Below are 20,402 nucleotides of genomic sequence, written 5' to 3' on the forward strand. Positions count from 1 at the left end.
TCAAAATGGAATGACAATAAATAATGTCATTTATCTCATAAAAAACTATAACTTAATTAAAAATAATACATCTAATAAGTAAAAACAGGCAAATATAACTGACGCAATACCATTGGTCGTCATAAACGCTCTGTCTACTTTAGACAAATCTGTCGGTGATACTATTCGGTGCTGATATATTAACAAACCACCGTAAATCAGTACACCAATATAATAAAATAGCCCTGCATTCATGTAAAATACTGGCAATAAAACAAATACAAAGGACATCACATGCAATACTGTAGATATTATTAAGGCTTTTGCACCACCTAAATTGGCAGGAATAGAATTCAAACCGTTAGCACGATCAAATTCCTCATCTTGCAAAGCATAAATAATATCAAAGCCAGCAACCCAAGTCAATACTGCCAATCCATAGAATACAGAGACAATACTAAATGTCCCAGTCACTGCCAAATAAGCGCCTACAGGAGCTAATCCTAATCCCAAACCCAATACTAAATGACAAAGTGGAGAAATTCGCTTCATGTAAGAATAAAATAAAACCACAAATAAAGCAACTGGAGATAGTATTAAGCACATTGGATTAATGAAGTAAGTAGCCACTACAAATACAAAACAGTTAATAATAGTAAAGATCAACGCTTGACGTGGACTAATTTTTCCTGCGGGAATATCACGAACTGCTGTCCGTGGATTCAGCGCATCAATATCCCTATCCAAGTATCTATTAAATGCCATTGCTGCATTACGTGCTGTAACCATACAAACAAGCATCAAAAGAAATAATTTCCATTCAAAATGATAATCTGTAATCGTTAATGCTAAAAAAAATCCTATTATAGCAAAAGGTAACGCAAATATGCTGTGTGCAAAAAGCACCAATGACATGTATTTTTTCATTATATATAATCCGAAGCTGAAGGTTTTTCGAACCTCTCGTTTATCTCATCGATTTTAACTAATATCTCCTCCACACCTAAACGTGTTTCCGAAGATGTGATTATACGCGCGGGCACTTCTTCAAACCAATTTAATAAAGCACGTTTAAATTTAGCGACATTTTGATCAGACTTCACGCCAGATTGCTTATCAGCTTTGGTAAATACAAGCATAAAAGGCAAGCCATGCTCCCCTAACCAACAACAAAATTCCAAATCTATTTTCTGTGGTTCCAAACGACTATCCACTAAAACAAAAATACATTGAAGATTTTCTCTATCTGTAAGGTAACGGCGAATAAATTTTCCCCATTCGGCACGATTTTTCTTTGACGTCTGTGCATAGCCATATCCTGGCAAATCCACCAAATACCACGTATCATTAATAATAAAATGATTTATTAATTGTGTTTTCCCTGGTTTTTGCGAAGTTTTAGCTAACCCTTTACGATTAGTCAAAGCATTGATTAAAGAAGACTTACCTACGTTAGATCTTCCAATAAAAGCATATTCTGGCAAATTTGGGTCTGGCAATTTGTCGACCTGAGTATTGCTACATACAAATTCTGCGGTTTTTACAAGCATAGACAAAGGTAGAATTATTTTTTTTAGAATAACGTATCATGGCAATCTTATCCCGTAAAGCTCCATTGTTTTTAGTATTTTAGGGTCTTCAATTTTATCTCGCATGCTAGAAATTAAAAATATAGTTAAACAATACGCCTTACATCGCGCCTTAGATGATGTGTCATTACTTATCCCCGAAGGTAAAATATTTGGACTATTAGGGCCCAATGGCGCTGGCAAAACTTCACTTATACGTATTATCAATCAAATCACAGCACCAGATTCTGGCGTCATTTATTTCAATAATGAAATTTTAACTCCTCAACACATAGAACAAATTGGTTATTTGCCCGAGGAACGTGGTCTTTATAAAAAAATGAAAGTTGGCGAACAAATGATATACTTAGCCCAATTAAAAGGATTAAGTAAACAAGAATCTAAAAAACGATTGAGCTATTGGTTTGAAAAACTAGATATAACAAATTGGTGGGACAAAAAAGTTGAAGATTTAAGCAAGGGCATGCAACAGAAAGTACAATTTGTAGCTACCGTTCTTCATGACCCCAAGCTTATTATTCTAGACGAGCCATTTTCCGGATTTGACCCTGTCAATGCCCAAATCATCCAAGATGAAATTCTTGAACTTAATAAAAATGGGGCTACTATTATATATTCAACCCATCGCATGGAAACTGTGGAAGAATTGTGTGATAATATAGCTTTAATTAATAAGTCCAAAAAAATATTAGACGGTTCGGTCAAAGACATTAAAAAGCAATATACGACACATACGTATACCGTGGATTACAAAACCTACTCCAGTATAGCGGACAATAATTTATTTCATATTCTAGACAACAAACAAGGTGTAGATGCAGAGTCTCAATTAAAAATCAAACTTAACGATGGAGTTACCCTAAACCAAGCGATTAGTTATATGCTAGATAAACTAGATATATTACAAATTCAAGAAATAATCCCTTCAATACATGATATTTTTATCGAAAAAGTCACTACTAATCTAAGCGAACATGAATAAAATATTACTTATCATACAACGTGAATATCTAACTCGAGTTCGCAAAAGATCCTTTTTATTAACTACATTTCTAGTACCTCTATTCTTCATAGGATTGTACGTAGGTATCATATATCTAACTAAAAAAAGCTTTGATGATACACATGGTTTGGTATATATCATCGATGATGAAGGATCTGTTGCTACACAATTAAAATCGAATAAAAATATCACCTATATACAAGAAAATAAAGACTTACAAACACAACTAGCACGGTTGGATAGTGAGGACAAAAACACAAGTATCCTATTGATACCGAAAAATTTCTATGATACAAAAAAAGCAGAATTCCTGTCTTCCGGCAAATTGAATATCTCTACCCAAAAAGAAATTCAAAATGACCTTTCAGACATCTTAAGAAATCATCAATTGGAAGCTTTAGGAATAAATATTAGTCATATTGATGCTATAAATTCGGAAGTTGCTATTTCAGCAAAGGAAATTGGTATCGATGGCGATACAAAAGAGAGTAATACCGAGGTGGCTATGCTTATCGCTATCGCATTATCCGTGCTAATCTACCTATCTTTATTCTTGTATGGTTCACAAGTAATGCGTGGCATAGTAGAAGAGAAAAGCTCACGCATAATAGAAGTTATAATCTCTTCTGTAAAACCTTTTCAATTGATGATGGGTAAAATAATAGGTATAGGTTTAGTGGGATTAACACAATTTTTCTTGTGGTTTTTACTCACTTTAGTCCTCGCAGGAGTAGCCTCCACATTTTTGGTTAGTAAAGATGAATTAAGCAATCAACTATTAAATGGTTCTGCTCAAAATACAGTATTAACCGACGCGGCTTCCGCCGACTCTACCATGGAATTACCACAATCTGAGATTCTTAATATTTTACAAACCGTAAATATTACTGAAATTATAGTTTGCTTTTTTATATTTTTCTTAGGAGGTTATTTGATTTATAGTGCTCTATTTGCAGCTGTTGGCTCTGCTATTGATAGCGAAACTGAAGCTTCCCAATTTACCATGCCTATCACTATGCCATTACTATTGACATACGCACTTTCCTTTGGCGTGCTTATCAACGACCCACATGGTGCTGTGGCGACCTGGCTAAGTTTTATCCCATTGACCTCACCTATCGCCATGCTTGTCCGGATACCATTTGGAGTGCCGACCTGGCAGATTGTAGTGTCAGCTAGTTTACTAGTTGTTGGTTTTATTTTAACAACATGGGTAGCGGCACGTATATATAGAGTTGGCATACTCATGTATGGCAAGAAAGCCACCTTGAAAGAGCTGATTAAATGGTTTAATTATAAAAGTTAATGTATATTTGACTTCCTTATTAATATAGATGCTTACAAAATAATAACAATGACAAAACTTATCAATTTAAAATCCTTTAAAGAATTTTTTGCTTCGAGTACGGGGGGAGGTATTTTATTATTCATATGTGTAATATTAGCTTTAATAATAGCAAACTCTCCTTTAGGGCCCTCTCTTCTATCATTTTTAGATAGTAAAGTTGGCTTTGAAAATAACAATATACACCTTAATTATTCCATTAAACAATGGATAGATGATGGTCTAATGGCTATCTTTTTCCTTCTTGTAGGATTAGAAATAAAAAGAGAGCTCGTAGAAGGTGAATTAGCTTCTCCCAAAAAAGCAGCCTTACCGATTTTTGCTGCAGTTGGTGGCGCAATTGTTCCTGCTTTAATCTACGTCATATTCAACCACAATCAAGATACTCACCACGGCTGGGGTATTCCAATGGCTACAGACATCGCTTTTGCCTTGGCGGTTATATCTATGCTAGGCTCTAAAGTTCCTGCTAGTCTAAAAATATTTCTGGCAGCATTAGCTATTGTAGATGATTTGCTCGCTATATTAGTAATAGCCATATTTTATTCCGGAGAACTACAATATACTTATCTATTGTATGCTTTTGGTTTATTTCTACTACAAATCGCTTTTAATAGATTAGGCTTCAAAAACCTACTATATTACCTTATTCCAGGAATATTTATGTGGTACTTTATTCACCATTCGGGTATCCACGCAACGATAGCGGGTGTATTAACAGCCATGACGTTACCGACTACTGTGGATGACAAAGAGTCACCATTAGAAAAATTAGAACATTTATTAGTAAAGCCCGTAAACTTTATCATCATTCCGATATTTGCTTTCGTCAATACCGCTATCATCTTGCATAGTGAGATGATCGGAGGATTAACGTCATCAATGGGACTAGGAATTATTCTAGGTCTTGTTGTAGGAAAATCGTTAGGTATTCTATTTACGTGTTGGGTATGTGTTAAAAGTAAAATTGCCAACTTACCAGAAGGCGCTAGTTGGAAACACATGCTGGGTGTAGGTATGTTAGGTGGAATCGGATTTACCATGTCGATATTTGTCGCTATGCTTTCCTTTAGTGATCCATTACATATTGAAGAGGCTAAATTATCAGTTCTAGTGGCTTCTTTATTAGCAGGATTATTGGGGTATTTATATTTATCAGCATTAAGTAAAAAGCAAGATAAATTACAATAATAAAATTAGTTATCACCACAGAAAAAGGAATAGATATGAATAGAATCTATTCCTTTTTTTGTTAAATAAATGTTAAATCATCCAAAAACAAATACTGAACATTGTATTAGACCGTTATAGTACTATAATTTCATAATTTAGGTTAATAATTGGTTTAGTAAAACTCCTGAGATCCCCAAACTCAGGAGTTTATTATTTTTAACAATAAAACATGTATCCAACACTATAAACCAGCATTACAATTATAAAAAAATTGATACATATACCTTTTTTTATAATGTTTTACCGTAACTTAACATATACTTAAACTACATCTCCTATTTTTACTCAAATTTGAAAATTACTCATGAATAAAAAAACTTTTCTATCCTTATCATTGGCGGTACTATTTGCACTGCCATCATTCGCCCAACAACCTAAATACATATTTTATTTTATTGGTGATGGTATGGGATTAAATCATGTAAACCTATCTGAAGTATATCAATCAGATCTTAAAAATGAAATTGGAAATACAGCATTAATATTTTCACAATTCCCCTTTGCGACATTTGCTACTTCGCACTCTCAATCCAACGGCGTTACGGATTCAGCTGCTGGCGGAAGTGCCCTTGCAGTAGGTAAAAAAACTAAAAATGGTGTCATCAGTATGGATAGCACTGGTACAATCCCTTACAAAAGTATTGCTTATGCAGCGAAAGAAAAAGGAATGAAAGTCGGTGTTACTACCTCAGTAAGTATCGACCACGCTACTCCTGCTTCCTTCTATTCAAACCAATCTAATCGTAATAAATATTACGAAATAGCGAATGACATCACTAAATCAAACTTTGATTTCTTTGGGGGCTCAGGATTTATAAATCCTACTAAAACCTATGACAAAAAGGATGCGCCAGCTATTGAAGGTGTATTAACAAATGCAGGGTATACCATCGTAAAAGGACGTAAAGGCTACAATAATGAAAAAGATAAAAACAAAAAAATAATTCTTATTAATGATGATGTTACGAATTCAGGCTCCTTAAAATATGCTATTGACCAAGAGCCTAATGACATGAATCTTGCTGACATCACCCAATCTGCTATTGAATCATTAAGCAGCTCTAAAGCAGGTTTTTTCTTAATGGTGGAAGGCGGTAAAATAGACTGGTCATCCCATGCAAATGATGCTGCCACAACAGTAAAAGAAGTATTAGATTTCAATAAATCGGTGCAGCTAGCGTACGATTTCTATAAAAAACACCCTAAAGAAACACTAATCGTAGTAACAGCAGACCACGAAACGGGCGGTTTGATATTAGGCAATGGTAGCTCAACCTTAAAAACACGTAACCTAAGTAGTCAAAAATCATCACAAGAAATCCTATCCAAAAAAATAGGCAAATTGAGAACAGATAAACCAAATGCTTCTTGGGACGATGTAAAAGGACTATTGGCTGAAAATCTGGGTCTTTGGACGGCAATAAAAATTAATGAAAAAGAGGAATCTTTATTAAAAGATGCGTACAAAAAAAGCTTTATAGATCATCAAAATGAAACGAGTAAAAGCTTATATGCCAATGATGATAAAATAGCTTCCTTGGCTGTCGGTATTTTGAATAAGCTATCGAGTGTATCGTGGGCTTCAGGAAGCCATTCGGCAGCCTATATCCCCGTTTATGCTATCGGAGCTGGCGCTGAGTCATTTAACCACAAAATGGACAATACAGATATTCCTAAAAAAATAGCTGAAGCTGCAGGATTAAATTTATAAAACATCAAAATTAAGAGGTGTAAAAAAAGGGAAAACGACAACGTTTTCCCTTTTTCTGTAAAGCTATTAACCTAAAAACTAAATTTATCTAGCATTCCTAACAATCCCGTTAGGCCACCTGTATGTACAAATAGAATTTTACTATCTATTTCAAAATGATCCTTAGCAATTAAATCATGCAAAGCAAATAGCGCTTTTCCCGTATAAGTAGGTTCTATCATTACTCCTGTCTGTGCAACAAATTCTTTAACAAACTGGATGAGCTCAGGTTTCGTTTTGGCGTAGCCACCAAAGTGGTAATCTGTATGTAATATTGTTTTATCTAAAGATGCCCCCAATGCTTTCATTTCATCATATATAAAGGTACCTCCTTTCAAAACAGGAACCACATGTAAGTTCGTATTTAAGCCAATTTTGTCAATGCCAATGGCTAAGCCTGCAGCCGTCGCGCCCGTTCCTGCGGCACAAAATATAGCTTCATACTCATTAGTTAGCTCTTCGATTAACTCAGCGCATCCACGGGTAGCTTCGATTCCGGATCCCCCTTCATCTATAAAATAATAATCTTCATTACTTTCAAGGCTTTCAAACAAGGCCTTTTTATCACGATAACTATCTCGATCAACAAATTGAATAATCATTCCAAACATTTGACACATGGTAAGTACAGGGTTGACAACTTCTTCGCCACGAACAAATGCTTTGGTTTTATAGCCGTATATAGCTCCTGTACAAGCGGTAGCCAATAAATGATTAGACCAAGCGCCACCAAAAGTTAACAATTTCTTTTTACCTTGATTTTCGGCTTCAACAAGGTTATATTTCAATTTTCGCCATTTATTACCCGATATAAACGGGTGAATCATATCATCTCTTTTAATATGAACAGTTACTTGCTTTTGAGAATATAACGGATGATTTAAGACGAGTTCAGGGCTGTTAATTTGCATTTAATACCTTATAAATAGTTATCTGAAAGATATATTTCATTCTATTCCTTCAAAGTTAACAGTTTTTACATGAATTCCCTTATTTTTGTAATATGCATCAAGATATAGATTTACAAGAACAAGAAGAGAAAGAATTATTTGAGCACCTACGCATAGAGGTTGAAAAAGGCCTTACGATGATTCGTTTGGATAAATTCTTAATGAATAGAGTAGAGAATACATCGCGTAATCGTATTCAAAATGCTATCGATGCAGGTAACGTTCGTGTTAACGACAATATAGTTAAGGCAAGCTATAAAGTAAAGCCTTTGGATGTCGTTACGATTGTGTTACCTGACCCTCCTAGAGATACTGAAGTCTACCCTGAAGATATACCATTAGATATTATTTATGAAGATGATGATTTACTTATCGTCAACAAAATGCCAGGAATGGTTGTTCACCCAGGGTTTAATAATTTTACGGGAACATTAGTCAATGCTTTGACTTTTCACCTTAATCAATTACCTACCTTACCTGGTAATACAGGAAGACCGGGATTAGTTCACCGTATCGACAAAGATACTTCAGGCCTATTAGTTATTGCCAAAAGTGAATGGGCAATGACATTCCTAGCAAAGCAATTCTTTGAACACAGCATCACCCGTAAATACGTAGCGCTAGTATGGGGAGATTTGCAAGAAGATGGTACAGTCACAGGCTTTATCGGACGTGACCCTAAAGATAGACGTGTGATGAGTATGCACGAAGACGATACCAAAGGAAAATGGTCCGTTACACATTACAAAGTATTGGAACGTTTGGGATTTGTAACTTTGATAGAGTGTGAATTGGAGACTGGAAGAACACATCAGATTCGTACGCATATGAAATCTATTGGCCATCCTTTATTTAACGATGCCTCCTATGGTGGTGACAGAATTGTCAAAGGAACGGTATTCAGTAAGTATAAACAATTTGTAGACAATTGCTTTCAGTTATTACCTAGACAAGCGCTACATGCCAAAAACTTAGGCTTCATCCATCCTATTTCTAAAGAAAGAGTAGAATTTGAAATGCCTTTACCAAAAGATTTTACGTTAGCACTAGATAAATGGCGTGCCTATGTAGCCGAAAAATTAGTCAATCCTTAATTTATTTATGCCGGTTCATTATATTAATCACAACGGTACGCTAGTACCTCAAGAAACAAATATTATAACAGCAGACAGTCGTGCATTTCGTTATGGGGACGGTTTGTTTGAAACGATGTTGTATCAAAATGGCGAGATACGTTTCCTTCCTTTTCATGTCGAGCGGTTGCAATCGAGTATGGAAAGGTTACATTTTGATAATCCGCAAAAATTTGATGAATATTTCATTAAAATAGCAACAGACGAATTAATCCGCAAAAATAACATGATCGGTCAACGTGTTCGCGTACGTCTTATTGTCTATAGAGATGGTGGGGGTTTATATGCTCCTATTTCTAACAAAGCAGGTTTCATAATACAAGTGGATCGAATTATCACCTCTCTTAAGGACAAGAAAATAGGGTTAATCGTTGGATTATATGAAGAGTACAAAAAATCATATAGTGACCTTTCAGATATAAAATCAAACAATGCATTGATCTATGTGATGGCAGGACTGTACAAGCAAAAGTTTGATTTTGATGACGTACTAATCATCAATCAAGAAGGCTACCTTTGTGAAGGATTAAGTTCTAATGTTTTCGTTTATTATGAGAAAACACTATATACTCCCGCACTAAATCAAGGATGTATCAATGGCGTAATGCGTCGTGTAGTGATGGATATCGCTGAAGCCGAAGGCATCCCTGTTGTCGAAGCACAAATAAACCCAGCGATCATGAAAAAAGCAGATGAAATATTCTGTACTAATGCTATACAAGGTATTCAATGGGTAATGGGTTACAAACAAAAGCGGTACTTCAATAAAATATCACGCGTACTGCAAGAAAGACTTAAAACATGGTCTTATGAAGAAGAAGAAGACTAACTGATCGTTAAATAATAAAGACAAATGCCGACTATAAATCACACTATATAGTCGGCATTTTTTAGTAATAACTTCAATCATCCGTCAAGATATTACTCATTTTCCAAAAATATGCTGTAGCGATTATAATCATTTCTTCGTATTATTGTTATACAATACCAATAACACCACTACTATTATCGCTATGAAAAGAACCTGTTTGACTTTCCTTGCTATTCCGATATTAATAGCAATATCATCTAATTCGCAAGCTCAAATTTTAAAAAATATAGGCAAAAAAATAGAACAAAAAGCCGAAACAATTCTAGATAAAACCGTTGAAACCACAACAAGCTCTACAACACAAAAACAACGCAGCACACCTACTTCCACCAGCAATAGTTCTCAAAGAAGTCCTTTCAAAGAACTGAACAAGATGGAATATGATTATACACGTGGTAGCGAAACTATCTTTATTGATGACTTCGCTCAGGATAATACAGGTGAAATGGCCAAAAGATGGACAAGTAATGGCAGAGGTGCTGTAAATACGGTTGATATTGCCGATGGCCATTGGTTAGAGCTATTTAATGCAAACACCTATAAGATAAAGGAATTGGTACGCATACCTGAGAATTTCACCTTAGAATTTGACCTATTGAGTACCTCAGATACGAAGCATGAATTTGAAGTTAATTTTGGTTTTGATTATGAAAAAGGTGTTTCCAAACATCATTACTTAGCTTATCAAAATCCAATTAATATAAAAGCTTCCTACCGATTTAACGTATTCGAATTTGCGAGTAAAGAGGTGCAGCCCGCGAAACGGAGTGAAGTAAAGGCTAATATGTCCTATTTTGTGAATGATATAATGAAAGTAAAGATTATGGTGACTGGAGAAAAGATGTGCACCTATATCAATGATTATAAAATATTAGATACCGAAATGGTTGACCCCATGACGAAGAAATATTTTTATGTAGCTGTTAATTCCGATGATACTACGGCCAAATTTTATATTAGCAATCTAAGAATTGATAAAATATTGTAGCCACACCTAACTACGATTACTACTTTCTATATTGAGTATTAATGCTACCAATAGATTTAAATCAATAAGATTACGTATTTTTCAAGAATATAATTATGTCCAAAGTACTATTGTTCGTGTTTCTAGTACTGATGAAAATAAGTGTAGCCTCAGCTTCGCTTGTTATAACAAATGATTCTATATCGGAGCTATATTTTGGGGCTTACACGTACAAAGATGGAAATCTATATGTAGCTGATTATATTGACCAAGTCGTGTACGAAGACAATTCCTACAAAACTAAAAGAATAGATTCTATTTTTGAGATGCCTACCGCTATGGCTACATCATTCATAGCGGCAGTTTTACAATCTAAGATATTATCTATACAACCCAATACCAACTATTGTATAGATTGCAGGCCATTTGAGATCAGTTACCGCACAAAAAATGGAAGCAGTAAAAAAATAAAAACTATCCTCTTGACTACCGATACTGCCCAACGAGAACTGATAGATGCTTTCTATGCACGCTGGAATCCAGTGGTACCTCATGACCTCCATAAGGTATTTATGAAAAATCTTCCTGATGGAGAATATTGTTACAATAACAACTTCTATTGGAAACAAAATAATATGATAAAAGACCTAAGCTATCATCCAATGATACTATTAAAAGATAAGCGTATCACCCCTAGACAATATCATGCGCTGGCACTTGATAAGGATACATTTGAGGTTACGACATTACACCCTGCTGCAGCAACGGCCATATATGGTACAAATGCAAGGTATGGGGCGATCATAATTAGGCAGAAATAATCAATTCATGCCACTCAACTTCCTATTTCAGTCATATTTAAAGTCGATGTAGTTATTTAATTTTCATTTTCTTATCTTTAAGCGAAATTAGAGAATCAGGCATTTCCGATGTCATTCTTTAAATTTCTAGTAAAAAAAATTAATATAATTTCAATAGAAACTATGTCATCTAAAATCATTTACACTAAAACGGACGAAGCGCCATTATTGGCGACTTATTCGTTTTTACCAATTGTACAAGCTTTCGCGAAGACAGCGGATATCGATGTAGAATTAAGAGATATTTCATTAGCAGGACGTATCCTTGCTAATTTCAACGAATATTTGACGCCTGAGCAACAGACGGCGGATGCTTTAGCTGAATTAGGTCAATTAGCAACTACTCCAGATGCTAACATCATCAAATTACCAAACATTTCGGCTTCTATCCCTCAATTGAAAGGAGCAATTGCTGAATTACAAAAAGCAGGTTACGCAGTTCCTACTTATCCAGATCCTGCAACAACTCCTGAAGAAGAGAAAATAAAAGCTACATATGCTAAAATTTTAGGCTCTGCAGTAAACCCAGTATTACGTGAAGGTAACTCTGATCGTCGTGCGCCAAAAGCGGTTAAAAACTACGCTAAAGCTAACCCTCACCGTATGGGCGCTTGGGCTGCAGACAGCAAAACTAAAGTAGCTTCCATGACTGAAGGTGATTTCTACGCTACAGAGCAATCAGTAACTATAGAGAACGACTCTCAATATAAAATCAATTTCGTTGCTGAAGATGGTTCTGTAAAAGAATTGAAAGGCTTAGCTGCTTTAAAAGCAGGTGAAGTAATCGATTCTTCGGTATTAAACGTAGCTAAATTAAAAGAATTTGTTGCTGCTACTATCGCTGAAGCTAAGGCTGAAGGTATTTTATTGTCTGCTCACTTAAAAGCTACGATGATGAAAGTATCTGACCCTATCATCTTCGGTGCTATCGTAGAAGTATATTTCAAAGATGTATTTGCAAAATACGGCGAATTATTCGATTCTTTAGATATCAACAAAAACAACGGCTTAGGTGAGATATTCGCTAAAATAGCGGGTAACGAAAAAGAAGCTGAAGTTAAAGCTGCAATTGAGGCTGCTATCGCTAATGGTCCTGATTTAGCAATGGTTAACTCAGACAAAGGTATCACTAACTTACACGTACCTTCAGACGTCATCGTAGATGCTTCTATGCCTGCTATGATTCGTATTGGCGGAAAGATGTGGGACAAAACAGGTGCTGAGCGTGATACTATCGCTATGATCCCTGACCGTTCTTACGCTGGTGTATATGAAGCTGTAATCGAAGACTGTAAAGAAAATGGTGCTTTGGATCCACAAACGATGGGTTCTGTTCCAAACGTAGGTTTGATGGCACAAAAAGCAGAGGAATACGGTTCTCACGACAAAACATTCCAAGCTACCGCAAAAGGTAGTATTCAAGTAGTAGATGCTAATGGTACAATATTGATGGATCAAGCTGTTGAAGCTGGTGATATCTTCCGTATGTGTCAAACAAAAGATGCGCCTATCCAAGACTGGGTTAAGTTGGCTGTAAACCGCGCTCGTTTGTCTGCTACACCTGCAGTATTCTGGTTGGATGAAGCTCGTGCTCACGATAGAGAGATCATCAAGAAAGTAGAGAAATATTTAGCTGACTACGATACGAATGGTTTAGATATCTTCGTGATGTCACCAATCGAAGCTACAAAATTCTCTTTAGACCGTATCCGTGAAGGTGAAGATACAATCTCTGTTACAGGTAACGTATTGCGTGACTACTTAACAGATTTGTTCCCTATCTTAGAAGTAGGTACTTCAGCGAAAATGTTATCTATCGTTCCATTAATGAACGGTGGTGGCTTGTTCGAAACAGGTGCTGGTGGTTCTGCTCCTAAGCACGTAGAGCAATTCTTAGAAGAAGGTTACTTACGTTGGGATTCATTAGGTGAGTTCTTGGCTTTACAAGCTTCTTTCGAGCACTTAGCACAAACACAAAATAACGCTAAAGCACAAGTATTGGCGGATGCATTGGATGAGGCTAACGCTTTATTCTTAGCAAATGATAAGTCTCCAGCACGTAAAGTAGGTCAAATTGACAACCGCGGTTCTCACTTCTACTTAACATTATACTGGGCACAAGAGTTGGCTAAACAAACGAAAGATGCTGAATTAGCTGCTGCTTTTGCTACTCTAGCAGAAACATTAACGGCTAACGAAGCTAAGATCAACGAAGAATTGATCGCTGCACAAGGTGCTGCTCAAAATATTGGTGGATACTACTTCCCTAATGATGAGTTAGCAACTCAAGCATTACGTCCTTCGGCGACATTAAATAGCGCTATTGCTGCTTTATAGTAATAAGCCTTTCTATTATATTAAAGGGACTTTTCAGGTATATGAGAAGTCCCTTTTTTTTATGCTTATATTTTATTCAAACTAGTACTTTCGCGAGATAAAATAATGCACAAAATTGAAATCTTTAAATATAAATATGATGACAAAGAGCCTATAAATATTTAAGCATTAATTAAATAATCGTTTAAAATCTACGTATTTTTGTAGTAAATAAAAGCATTATGATCATCATCGACTCTCCATCAAATAACGCGTACTTCAATATTGCTACGGAAGAATTTTTATTGACTAAATTTCCCCAAGAAGATATATTGTTATTCTATGTGAATGCTCCTTCTATTATCATCGGTAAATTCCAAAATACCTTAGCAGAAATCAATTTAGACTATGTCAATACTAAAGGTATTAAAGTAGTACGCAGAATGTCTGGCGGTGGTGCCGTATACCATGACCTAGGCAATTTGAATTTCTCTTTTCATACTTTACTTGGCGACAAAGATTTCACAGACTTTGCTACATTTACAGAACCTGTTGTTAGTTTGCTAAATAAGCTCGATGTCCCCGCCAAGCTGGAAGGAAGAAATGACCTATTGGTAGAAGGTAAAAAATTCAGTGGAAATGCTAAATTAGTAAAGTCCGGCAAGATGATTCAGCATGGTACTATCTTAATCAATTCTGAAATGGAAATATTAGCCGATGCTTTGAAGGTTAATCCTTTAAAATTTATCGATAAAGCTGTAAAATCCAATAGATCACGTGTCACGAAATTAATAAACTATTTACCTAAAAATACCACTACCGATACATTTAAGAAGTTATTTATAGCGGAAATAAAAACCCAAAATGATGAGGCTAAAGTGTATAATTTGAGTGATCAAGATATCGCCGAAATCAACAAATTGGTGGAAGAGAAATACGAAACCTGGGATTGGAATTTTGGCTTCTCACCGGCATACAACTTCAAAAAAGCAAATAAAGTACCTGCAGGATTTATTGAAATCCATCTCGATGTACATAAAGGTCATATAGCACATATCAAAATCTTCGGCGACTTCTTCGCCTCCAAACCTATTGAAGAATTGGAGCAAAAACTGATCGGTGCCAAACACGAAGAGAACGCGATACGTACCATTTTACAAGACAACAATATCACGGACTATTTTGGTAAAGTATCCTTGGAAGAGATTTTAGCTATTTTCAAATAATAGATATTAGTATTAACTTAGGTGTTAGTCCTCATTTAACATTATAATACAATGTCTAACACCCTCTTAACCCAAATAGAACAAAACCACCTGTTGGAGGTTTTAAAGAATAGATTTGATCAGCATATGCATCGTCATCCTTCAGTGGATTGGTCTGTCGTCTCTTCTATCCTATTAGCATCAGCACAAAAGATATTGTCCATCTACAAAATGGAAAATACGGGCGGAGAACCAGATGTTATTATCCTCGACCACGACCATTTAGCGTATTGTGACTGTAGTAGAGAGTCCCCAATAGGAAGACGTTCGCTATGCTATGATAAAGCGGCTTGGGATAGCCGTAAAGAAAATAAACCTATTGGCAATGTCGTAGATATGACTAAAGAAATGGGTATAGAACTGCTAAATGAAGAAATATACCGTAAACTACAAAGCATAGAAGAGTTTGACCTCAAAACATCTTCTTGGCTGCTGACGCCCGAGGCTATACGTGCAAAAAAAGGAGCTATATTTGGCGACCGTCGCTATGATCATATTTTTGTTTATCACAATGGAGCGGAATCCTATTATGCAGCGCGTGGATTTAGGGGAATTGTAAGGCTTTAACTATGCGGTTATAGCTTGTTAAGAATATGCATTTTCTTGAAATATCTTTCTATCGTATCAGCTTTTTAAGGCTATACAATAGAATATATGAGCTTTTAAGTAGCGTCAAAATCTATAGGCGATTATAAATCTAACAGCATGCCCTATTATAATCAATATAATCAATGAATGTCTATAGAATTTCTGTTAAGAAAAAATAGTGCTAAACTTTTACGTCAAGCACTATTTTATAGTTAACTAACTATCAACCAATTATTAAATTTTTGAAGCTAAGTAACGCTCCGCTTCCAATGCGGCCATACAGCCTGTACCTGCTGCCGTAATCGCTTGGCGGTATATATTATCTTGTACATCACCACATGCAAATACACCTGGTATATTCGTTGCAGTAGCATTAGGTTTAGTAATCAAATAACCTGTTTCATCCATATCCAATATCCCATTGAATAATTCCGTATTAGGCTTATGACCAATTGCAACAAAGAAACCTGTTACATCCAATACTTTGGATTCATTAGTTTCATTATTTTTAACCTTCACTCCAGTCACTACTTGGCCATCACCCACAATCTCTTCGGTCTCTGAGTTGTAATGTACTTCAATATTTGGGGTATTTAATACGCGGTGAACCATTGCTTTTGAGGCTCTAAATTCATCACGACGTACCAACATATGTACCTTATTACATAATTTAGCTAAGTAAGTAGCTTCTTCAGCTGCTGTATCTCCAGCACCGACGATAGCGACATCTTGGCCTTTGAAAAAGAAACCGTCACATACCGCACATGCCGAAACACCAAAACCATTATATTTCTCCTCAGAAGGTAATCCTAACCATTTGGCAGTTGCACCAGTGGCAATAATTACCGTATCTGCAGTAACTGTTTTATTACCATCAATTTCTACGGTATGAATACCACCATCTGTAGAGAAGTCTACTTTTGTAGCATATCCAAAACGTACTTGCGTACCGAATCTCTCCGCTTGTACACGCAGATCTTCCATCATCACAGGTCCTGTAATCCCTTGAGGATATCCGGGGAAGTTATCAACCTCCGTTGTTTGCGTCAACTGACCACCAGGAACAATTCCTGTATACACAACAGGTTTCATATCAGCACGAGCGGCATATATCGCTGCAGTATATCCTGCAGGACCAGAACCAATAATTAAACAGTGTATGTGTTCTATTTCTTGTTGCATATTTATTTAGCCTTTTATATTGAGTTATTATTTTCCAAATTTACCTTTCAAATCCGCAAGCATATCCGTTGTAATAGGTTTTGCGGGTTCCTTCTTAACTGTAGTATTAGCTTTGCTAGTTGCTGGTACTGCTTGAGGAGCGGTTGCTTTCTGTGCTTTACGCTCTTCCTTATATTTATTCCACAAATTTTCTAGCACCTTCTTTGTATATAAAGGGAAATCACCATTTTGCATCCAAGCATAATAAGAAGGCTCGATATCAAAGACTTCTGTTACTTTCTTTCCTTTATGCTTGCCAAAGTTTATAAGTACATTTCCATCCTCATCATATACCAATCGACCTGCAAAATCTACAGGCTTACTAAGGTTAGTAAAATTATGCAATGCTGTAACATCATTTACCACTGGATAAGAAACATCTCCATGTTTACTCTCGAAAGCTACATTTTCATATTTCGACAATTGTGCTTTCAATACTTCATAGGTAGCTCTAACATCAGCTTCAGCAGTATGTGCATTATCAAGATTTTCATTACAATAGAATCTGTAAGCAGCCTTTAATGTACGTTGCTCCATTTGATGGAATATATTTTGTACATCCACAAATGAACGCCCTTCCAATGAAAAATCCACGCCAGCGGCAAGAAACTCTTCCATCAACATTGGGATGTCAAATTTATTAGAATTATATCCTGCTAAATCAGCATCACCAATAAAAGCAGCTATTTCAGGTGCCAATTCTTTAAAGATAGGTAAGTCTTTAACATCATCATCGTAGATGCCGTGAAACATCGATGAAGCCAAAGGTATGGGCATACCTGGATTAACGCGTTTCTGATAAACCTGCTCTTCTCCATTAGGCATTACTTTTAAAATTGCAATCTCTACAATTTTATCTGCCGCTATATTTACACCTGTCGTCTCTAAATCGAAAAAAGCGAGTGGTCTAATCAATTTTAATTCCATGCCATAAAGATACTCGTTAATGTGAACATTCGAAAATACTGAGTGTAATTCCTTACATGTAGATTATAATTTACAGGCATTACTTCATTATTAAGAAAGTACTTATTACATTTGTGCCCATGACTAAATGGCTATTATATCTTATGATACCTATCATGTTACTGCAAAGTAACATGACCATCGTCATTGCTACCTCTTTCTACTACAATCAAAACTATATCGAGAAATACCTTTGTATCCAACGTGATATGGTAAACAACACGTGTCATGGACAATGTTATTTGATGAAAAAGATAAAGGACAAACAGGAAAATGAACAAAAGAATTTCAAAATTTATCTTTACGAGGCAAATTTTGTAGCTGTCAATAGCATGGAGATTCCTGCTATTGCGACTTTCTATTATGATAAAGCAGCATATCCATTATATCGATCGGATATGACACCCACAGATTATAATCAAGCAGTTTTCAGACCGCCCCTTGTAGGTTGATTCACCAAAAATCAAGAAAACAACCATTGCACTACTTTGTAAAGTAGTGTCAATATTCTATTTGCTTATAATTTAAAATTACAAATGAAAAAAATTATTTTCATAGCGGCTGCTTTTGCAACGTTATTGGCGTCCTGTAGCAAAGAAACTACTTTCGATACAGCCACTACGGGTAAAGTTAAAATCAAGTTTGACCATATTGCACACGGTAAAAACCTAGTATTAGATACCGAATTGTACACCAACAATTCAAATGAAACATACAGCATATCTATGCTTAAGTATTATATCAGTAATATAAAACTAACAAAGACCAATGGTGACATATATGAAGTACCCCAAAATGATAGCTACTTTTTGGTTGACGAATCCAAGATTGAATCTTTACAACCTACCTTTGATGCGCCAGAAGGGGAATACATCGCATTAGAGTTTAATCTAGGGATCGATAGCAATACCAATGTACAACCATTGGAAGGCCGCCTTGGCGTATTAGATATTGCCAACAACGATATGTACTGGTCTTGGAATAGTGGTTATATTTTCTTTAAGATGGAAGGTTCATCCGAAGCATCTAGCAGTCAAGATAAAAAATTCAGATATCATATCGGCTTATTTGGCGGCATGAATAGCCCTACGGTAAATAATAACAAAATTATCAAACTAGACCTCAATGCAGCAGGTACGGCAAAGGTACAGCAAAATCTAAGTGCCGATATCCATTTAATTACAGATGTAGGGACTTTATTCAATGGTACTACCAAGATTAGCCTTGCTGCAAACCCTACGGTGATGGTAACAGGTCCAAACCAAGAAATTGCAAACAACTATGCAACTATGTTTACACATGATCATACGCACAATTATCAAAAATTGGATGAATGAAAATAAGTAAATGGAATGTATTAGCGACTATTATTTTTTTAATAGTCGCTTGTAATAAAGCGGACAATTTGGAAGATATAGACTATGAAATGACCTTCATAAAACCGGCACATTTTCCTGAACCCATCTATAAATTAGCATACAACAGTATTTCAAAAGCGCAGTTTGATTTGGGGCGTAAATTATTTTATGACCCTATATTATCACGCAATAATACAATCTCTTGTGGAAGCTGTCATATCAGTCAGAATGCATTTACACATCACGGACATGATCTGAGCCACGGTATAGATGATCAATTGGGTACACGCAATACGATGCCCATTATGAATTTAGCTTGGGGAAATAGCTTTTTCTGGGATGGTGGAGTTCTACACTTAGACCTCACACCTGCTGCTCCTATTGAAAATCCTGTAGAGATGGACGAAAAACTCAGCAACGTCATTGCGAAGCTCAACGCCAACAAAGATTATCCTGCTTTATTTAAAAAAGCATATGGCTCTAGTGTAGTTACTAGCATCACTTTATTAAAATCATTAGGACAGTTTATGGCTATGTTGGTATCCGCAAATTCAAAATACGATCAAGTCATAGCAGGTAAGGCCACCTTTACAACACAAGAATTAACTGGATATAACATATTTAAAACGCAATGTAATACCTGTCATAAGGAGCCCCTATTTACCGATTATAGTTATAGAAATAATGGACAAGCACTCAATGTATTCAACGATTATGGAAGGTATGATATCACAAATCTAGAAGAAGACAAATTGAAATTTAAGGTTCCGAGCTTACGTAATCTAAAATATACAGCACCATATATGCATGACGGTAAATTCTATACGCTAGAATCTGTGATCAATCATTATAGGTTCCAAATAAGAGATACCCAAAACCTAGACCCTATTCTGAAAGAAAAGGGAAGAATTGATTTGTCTGAAGAAGATGTTGCATCATTGACAGCCTTTCTAAATACACTAAACGATGAATCATTTGTAAATGATAAACATTTCCAAGAACAATAAA

19 protein-coding genes are annotated in these 20,402 nt (G+C 35.7%); 14 read left to right on the forward strand and 5 right to left on the reverse strand.

The features are described from left to right. Positions 1-45: 45 nt before the first annotated feature. Positions 46-906 carry a UbiA-like polyprenyltransferase gene (locus IP023_RS12160; RefSeq protein ID WP_241790639.1) on the reverse strand — a complete coding sequence of 287 codons (861 nt, stop codon included), beginning with the start codon at positions 904-906 and terminating at the stop codon, positions 46-48. Continuing rightward, positions 906-1,529 (reverse strand): ribosome biogenesis GTP-binding protein YihA/YsxC, encoded by a 624-nt coding sequence (gene yihA, locus IP023_RS12165; protein ID WP_241790640.1) that lies wholly within the window; start codon positions 1,527-1,529, stop codon positions 906-908. Before yihA ends, IP023_RS12160 begins: the two co-directional genes overlap by 1 nt. Positions 1,530-1,632: 103 nt before the next feature. On the opposite strand from yihA, the gene IP023_RS12170 reads away from it, so the two are divergent. The 4 genes from IP023_RS12170 (at position 1,633) to IP023_RS12185 (ending at position 6,860) form a co-directional block, all read left to right on the forward strand. Beyond that, positions 1,633-2,550, forward strand: coding sequence for an ABC transporter ATP-binding protein (locus IP023_RS12170; protein WP_241790641.1), 918 nt, complete (start codon positions 1,633-1,635; stop codon positions 2,548-2,550). Beyond that, positions 2,543-3,877 carry an ABC transporter permease gene (locus tag IP023_RS12175; RefSeq protein ID WP_241790642.1) on the forward strand — a complete coding sequence of 445 codons (1,335 nt, stop codon included), beginning with the start codon at positions 2,543-2,545 and terminating at the stop codon, positions 3,875-3,877. The genes IP023_RS12170 and IP023_RS12175 overlap by 8 nt, the downstream gene beginning before the upstream one ends. Before the next feature lie 48 nt (positions 3,878-3,925). After that, positions 3,926-5,107: a Na+/H+ antiporter NhaA gene (nhaA, locus tag IP023_RS12180; RefSeq protein ID WP_241790643.1), complete on the forward strand. Its 1,182-nt coding sequence runs from the start codon at positions 3,926-3,928 to the stop codon at positions 5,105-5,107. Between the two features lie 346 nt (positions 5,108-5,453). Continuing rightward, positions 5,454-6,860, forward strand: coding sequence for an alkaline phosphatase (locus tag IP023_RS12185; RefSeq protein WP_241790644.1), 1,407 nt, complete (start codon positions 5,454-5,456; stop codon positions 6,858-6,860). A 71-nt stretch (positions 6,861-6,931) separates the two neighbouring features. Here IP023_RS12185 and IP023_RS12190 read toward each other — a convergent pair whose 3' ends face one another. After that, entirely contained in the window at positions 6,932-7,810 is an 879-nt protein-coding gene (locus IP023_RS12190; protein ID WP_241790645.1) for a 1-aminocyclopropane-1-carboxylate deaminase/D-cysteine desulfhydrase, read from the reverse strand. A gap of 92 nt (positions 7,811-7,902) precedes the next feature. Here IP023_RS12190 and IP023_RS12195 point away from each other — a divergent pair, with 92 nt between their 5' ends. The 7 genes from IP023_RS12195 (at position 7,903) to IP023_RS12225 (ending at position 15,828) form a co-directional block, all read left to right on the forward strand. After that, a complete protein-coding gene (locus IP023_RS12195; protein ID WP_241790646.1) occupies positions 7,903-8,943 on the forward strand; it encodes an RluA family pseudouridine synthase in 1,041 nt (346 codons plus the stop codon). Between the two features lie 7 nt (positions 8,944-8,950). Further along, the gene (locus tag IP023_RS12200) at positions 8,951-9,811 is read left to right on the forward strand and encodes an aminotransferase class IV (RefSeq protein ID WP_241790647.1); all 861 of its coding nucleotides are present in this window, start codon (positions 8,951-8,953) and stop codon (positions 9,809-9,811) included. Between the two features lie 184 nt (positions 9,812-9,995). Continuing rightward, on the forward strand, positions 9,996-10,841 hold the full coding sequence (locus tag IP023_RS12205; protein WP_241790648.1) for a hypothetical protein: 846 nt from the start codon (positions 9,996-9,998) through the stop codon (positions 10,839-10,841). A 95-nt stretch (positions 10,842-10,936) separates the two neighbouring features. Continuing rightward, complete coding sequence (locus IP023_RS12210; protein ID WP_241790649.1) at positions 10,937-11,641, forward strand: hypothetical protein; 705 nt, start codon at positions 10,937-10,939, stop codon at positions 11,639-11,641. Between the two features lie 162 nt (positions 11,642-11,803). Continuing rightward, on the forward strand, positions 11,804-14,017 hold the full coding sequence (locus IP023_RS12215; protein ID WP_241790650.1) for an NADP-dependent isocitrate dehydrogenase: 2,214 nt from the start codon (positions 11,804-11,806) through the stop codon (positions 14,015-14,017). A gap of 221 nt (positions 14,018-14,238) precedes the next feature. Then, positions 14,239-15,222: a lipoate--protein ligase gene (locus tag IP023_RS12220; protein ID WP_241790651.1), complete on the forward strand. Its 984-nt coding sequence runs from the start codon at positions 14,239-14,241 to the stop codon at positions 15,220-15,222. Positions 15,223-15,273: 51 nt separating this feature from the next. Further along, positions 15,274-15,828, forward strand: coding sequence for a DUF4256 domain-containing protein (locus IP023_RS12225; RefSeq protein WP_241790652.1), 555 nt, complete (start codon positions 15,274-15,276; stop codon positions 15,826-15,828). A 255-nt stretch (positions 15,829-16,083) separates the two neighbouring features. On the opposite strand, the gene trxB is transcribed toward IP023_RS12225, so the two are convergent. After that, positions 16,084-17,031, reverse strand: coding sequence for a thioredoxin-disulfide reductase (trxB, locus tag IP023_RS12230; RefSeq protein WP_241790653.1), 948 nt, complete (start codon positions 17,029-17,031; stop codon positions 16,084-16,086). Between the two features lie 27 nt (positions 17,032-17,058). Beyond that, complete coding sequence (locus IP023_RS12235; protein WP_241790654.1) at positions 17,059-17,997, reverse strand: 3'-5' exonuclease; 939 nt, start codon at positions 17,995-17,997, stop codon at positions 17,059-17,061. 155 nt (positions 17,998-18,152) lie between these two features. Here IP023_RS12235 and IP023_RS12240 point away from each other — a divergent pair, with 155 nt between their 5' ends. The 3 genes from IP023_RS12240 to IP023_RS12250 all read left to right on the forward strand — a co-directional run bounded on the left by IP023_RS12240 (position 18,153) and on the right by IP023_RS12250 (position 20,401). After that, complete coding sequence (locus IP023_RS12240; RefSeq protein ID WP_241790655.1) at positions 18,153-18,488, forward strand: hypothetical protein; 336 nt, start codon at positions 18,153-18,155, stop codon at positions 18,486-18,488. A gap of 84 nt (positions 18,489-18,572) precedes the next feature. Beyond that, the gene (locus tag IP023_RS12245) at positions 18,573-19,373 is read left to right on the forward strand and encodes an MbnP family protein (RefSeq protein ID WP_241790656.1); all 801 of its coding nucleotides are present in this window, start codon (positions 18,573-18,575) and stop codon (positions 19,371-19,373) included. Next, the gene (locus tag IP023_RS12250; protein ID WP_241790657.1) at positions 19,370-20,401 is read left to right on the forward strand and encodes a cytochrome-c peroxidase; all 1,032 of its coding nucleotides are present in this window, start codon (positions 19,370-19,372) and stop codon (positions 20,399-20,401) included. The genes IP023_RS12245 and IP023_RS12250 overlap by 4 nt, the downstream gene beginning before the upstream one ends. The last annotated feature ends 1 nt before the right edge of the window (position 20,402 follow it).

The sequence above is a fragment of the Sphingobacterium rhinopitheci genome (genome assembly GCF_022627575.1).
Classification (GTDB): Bacteria; Bacteroidota; Bacteroidia; order Sphingobacteriales; family Sphingobacteriaceae; genus Sphingobacterium; species Sphingobacterium rhinopitheci.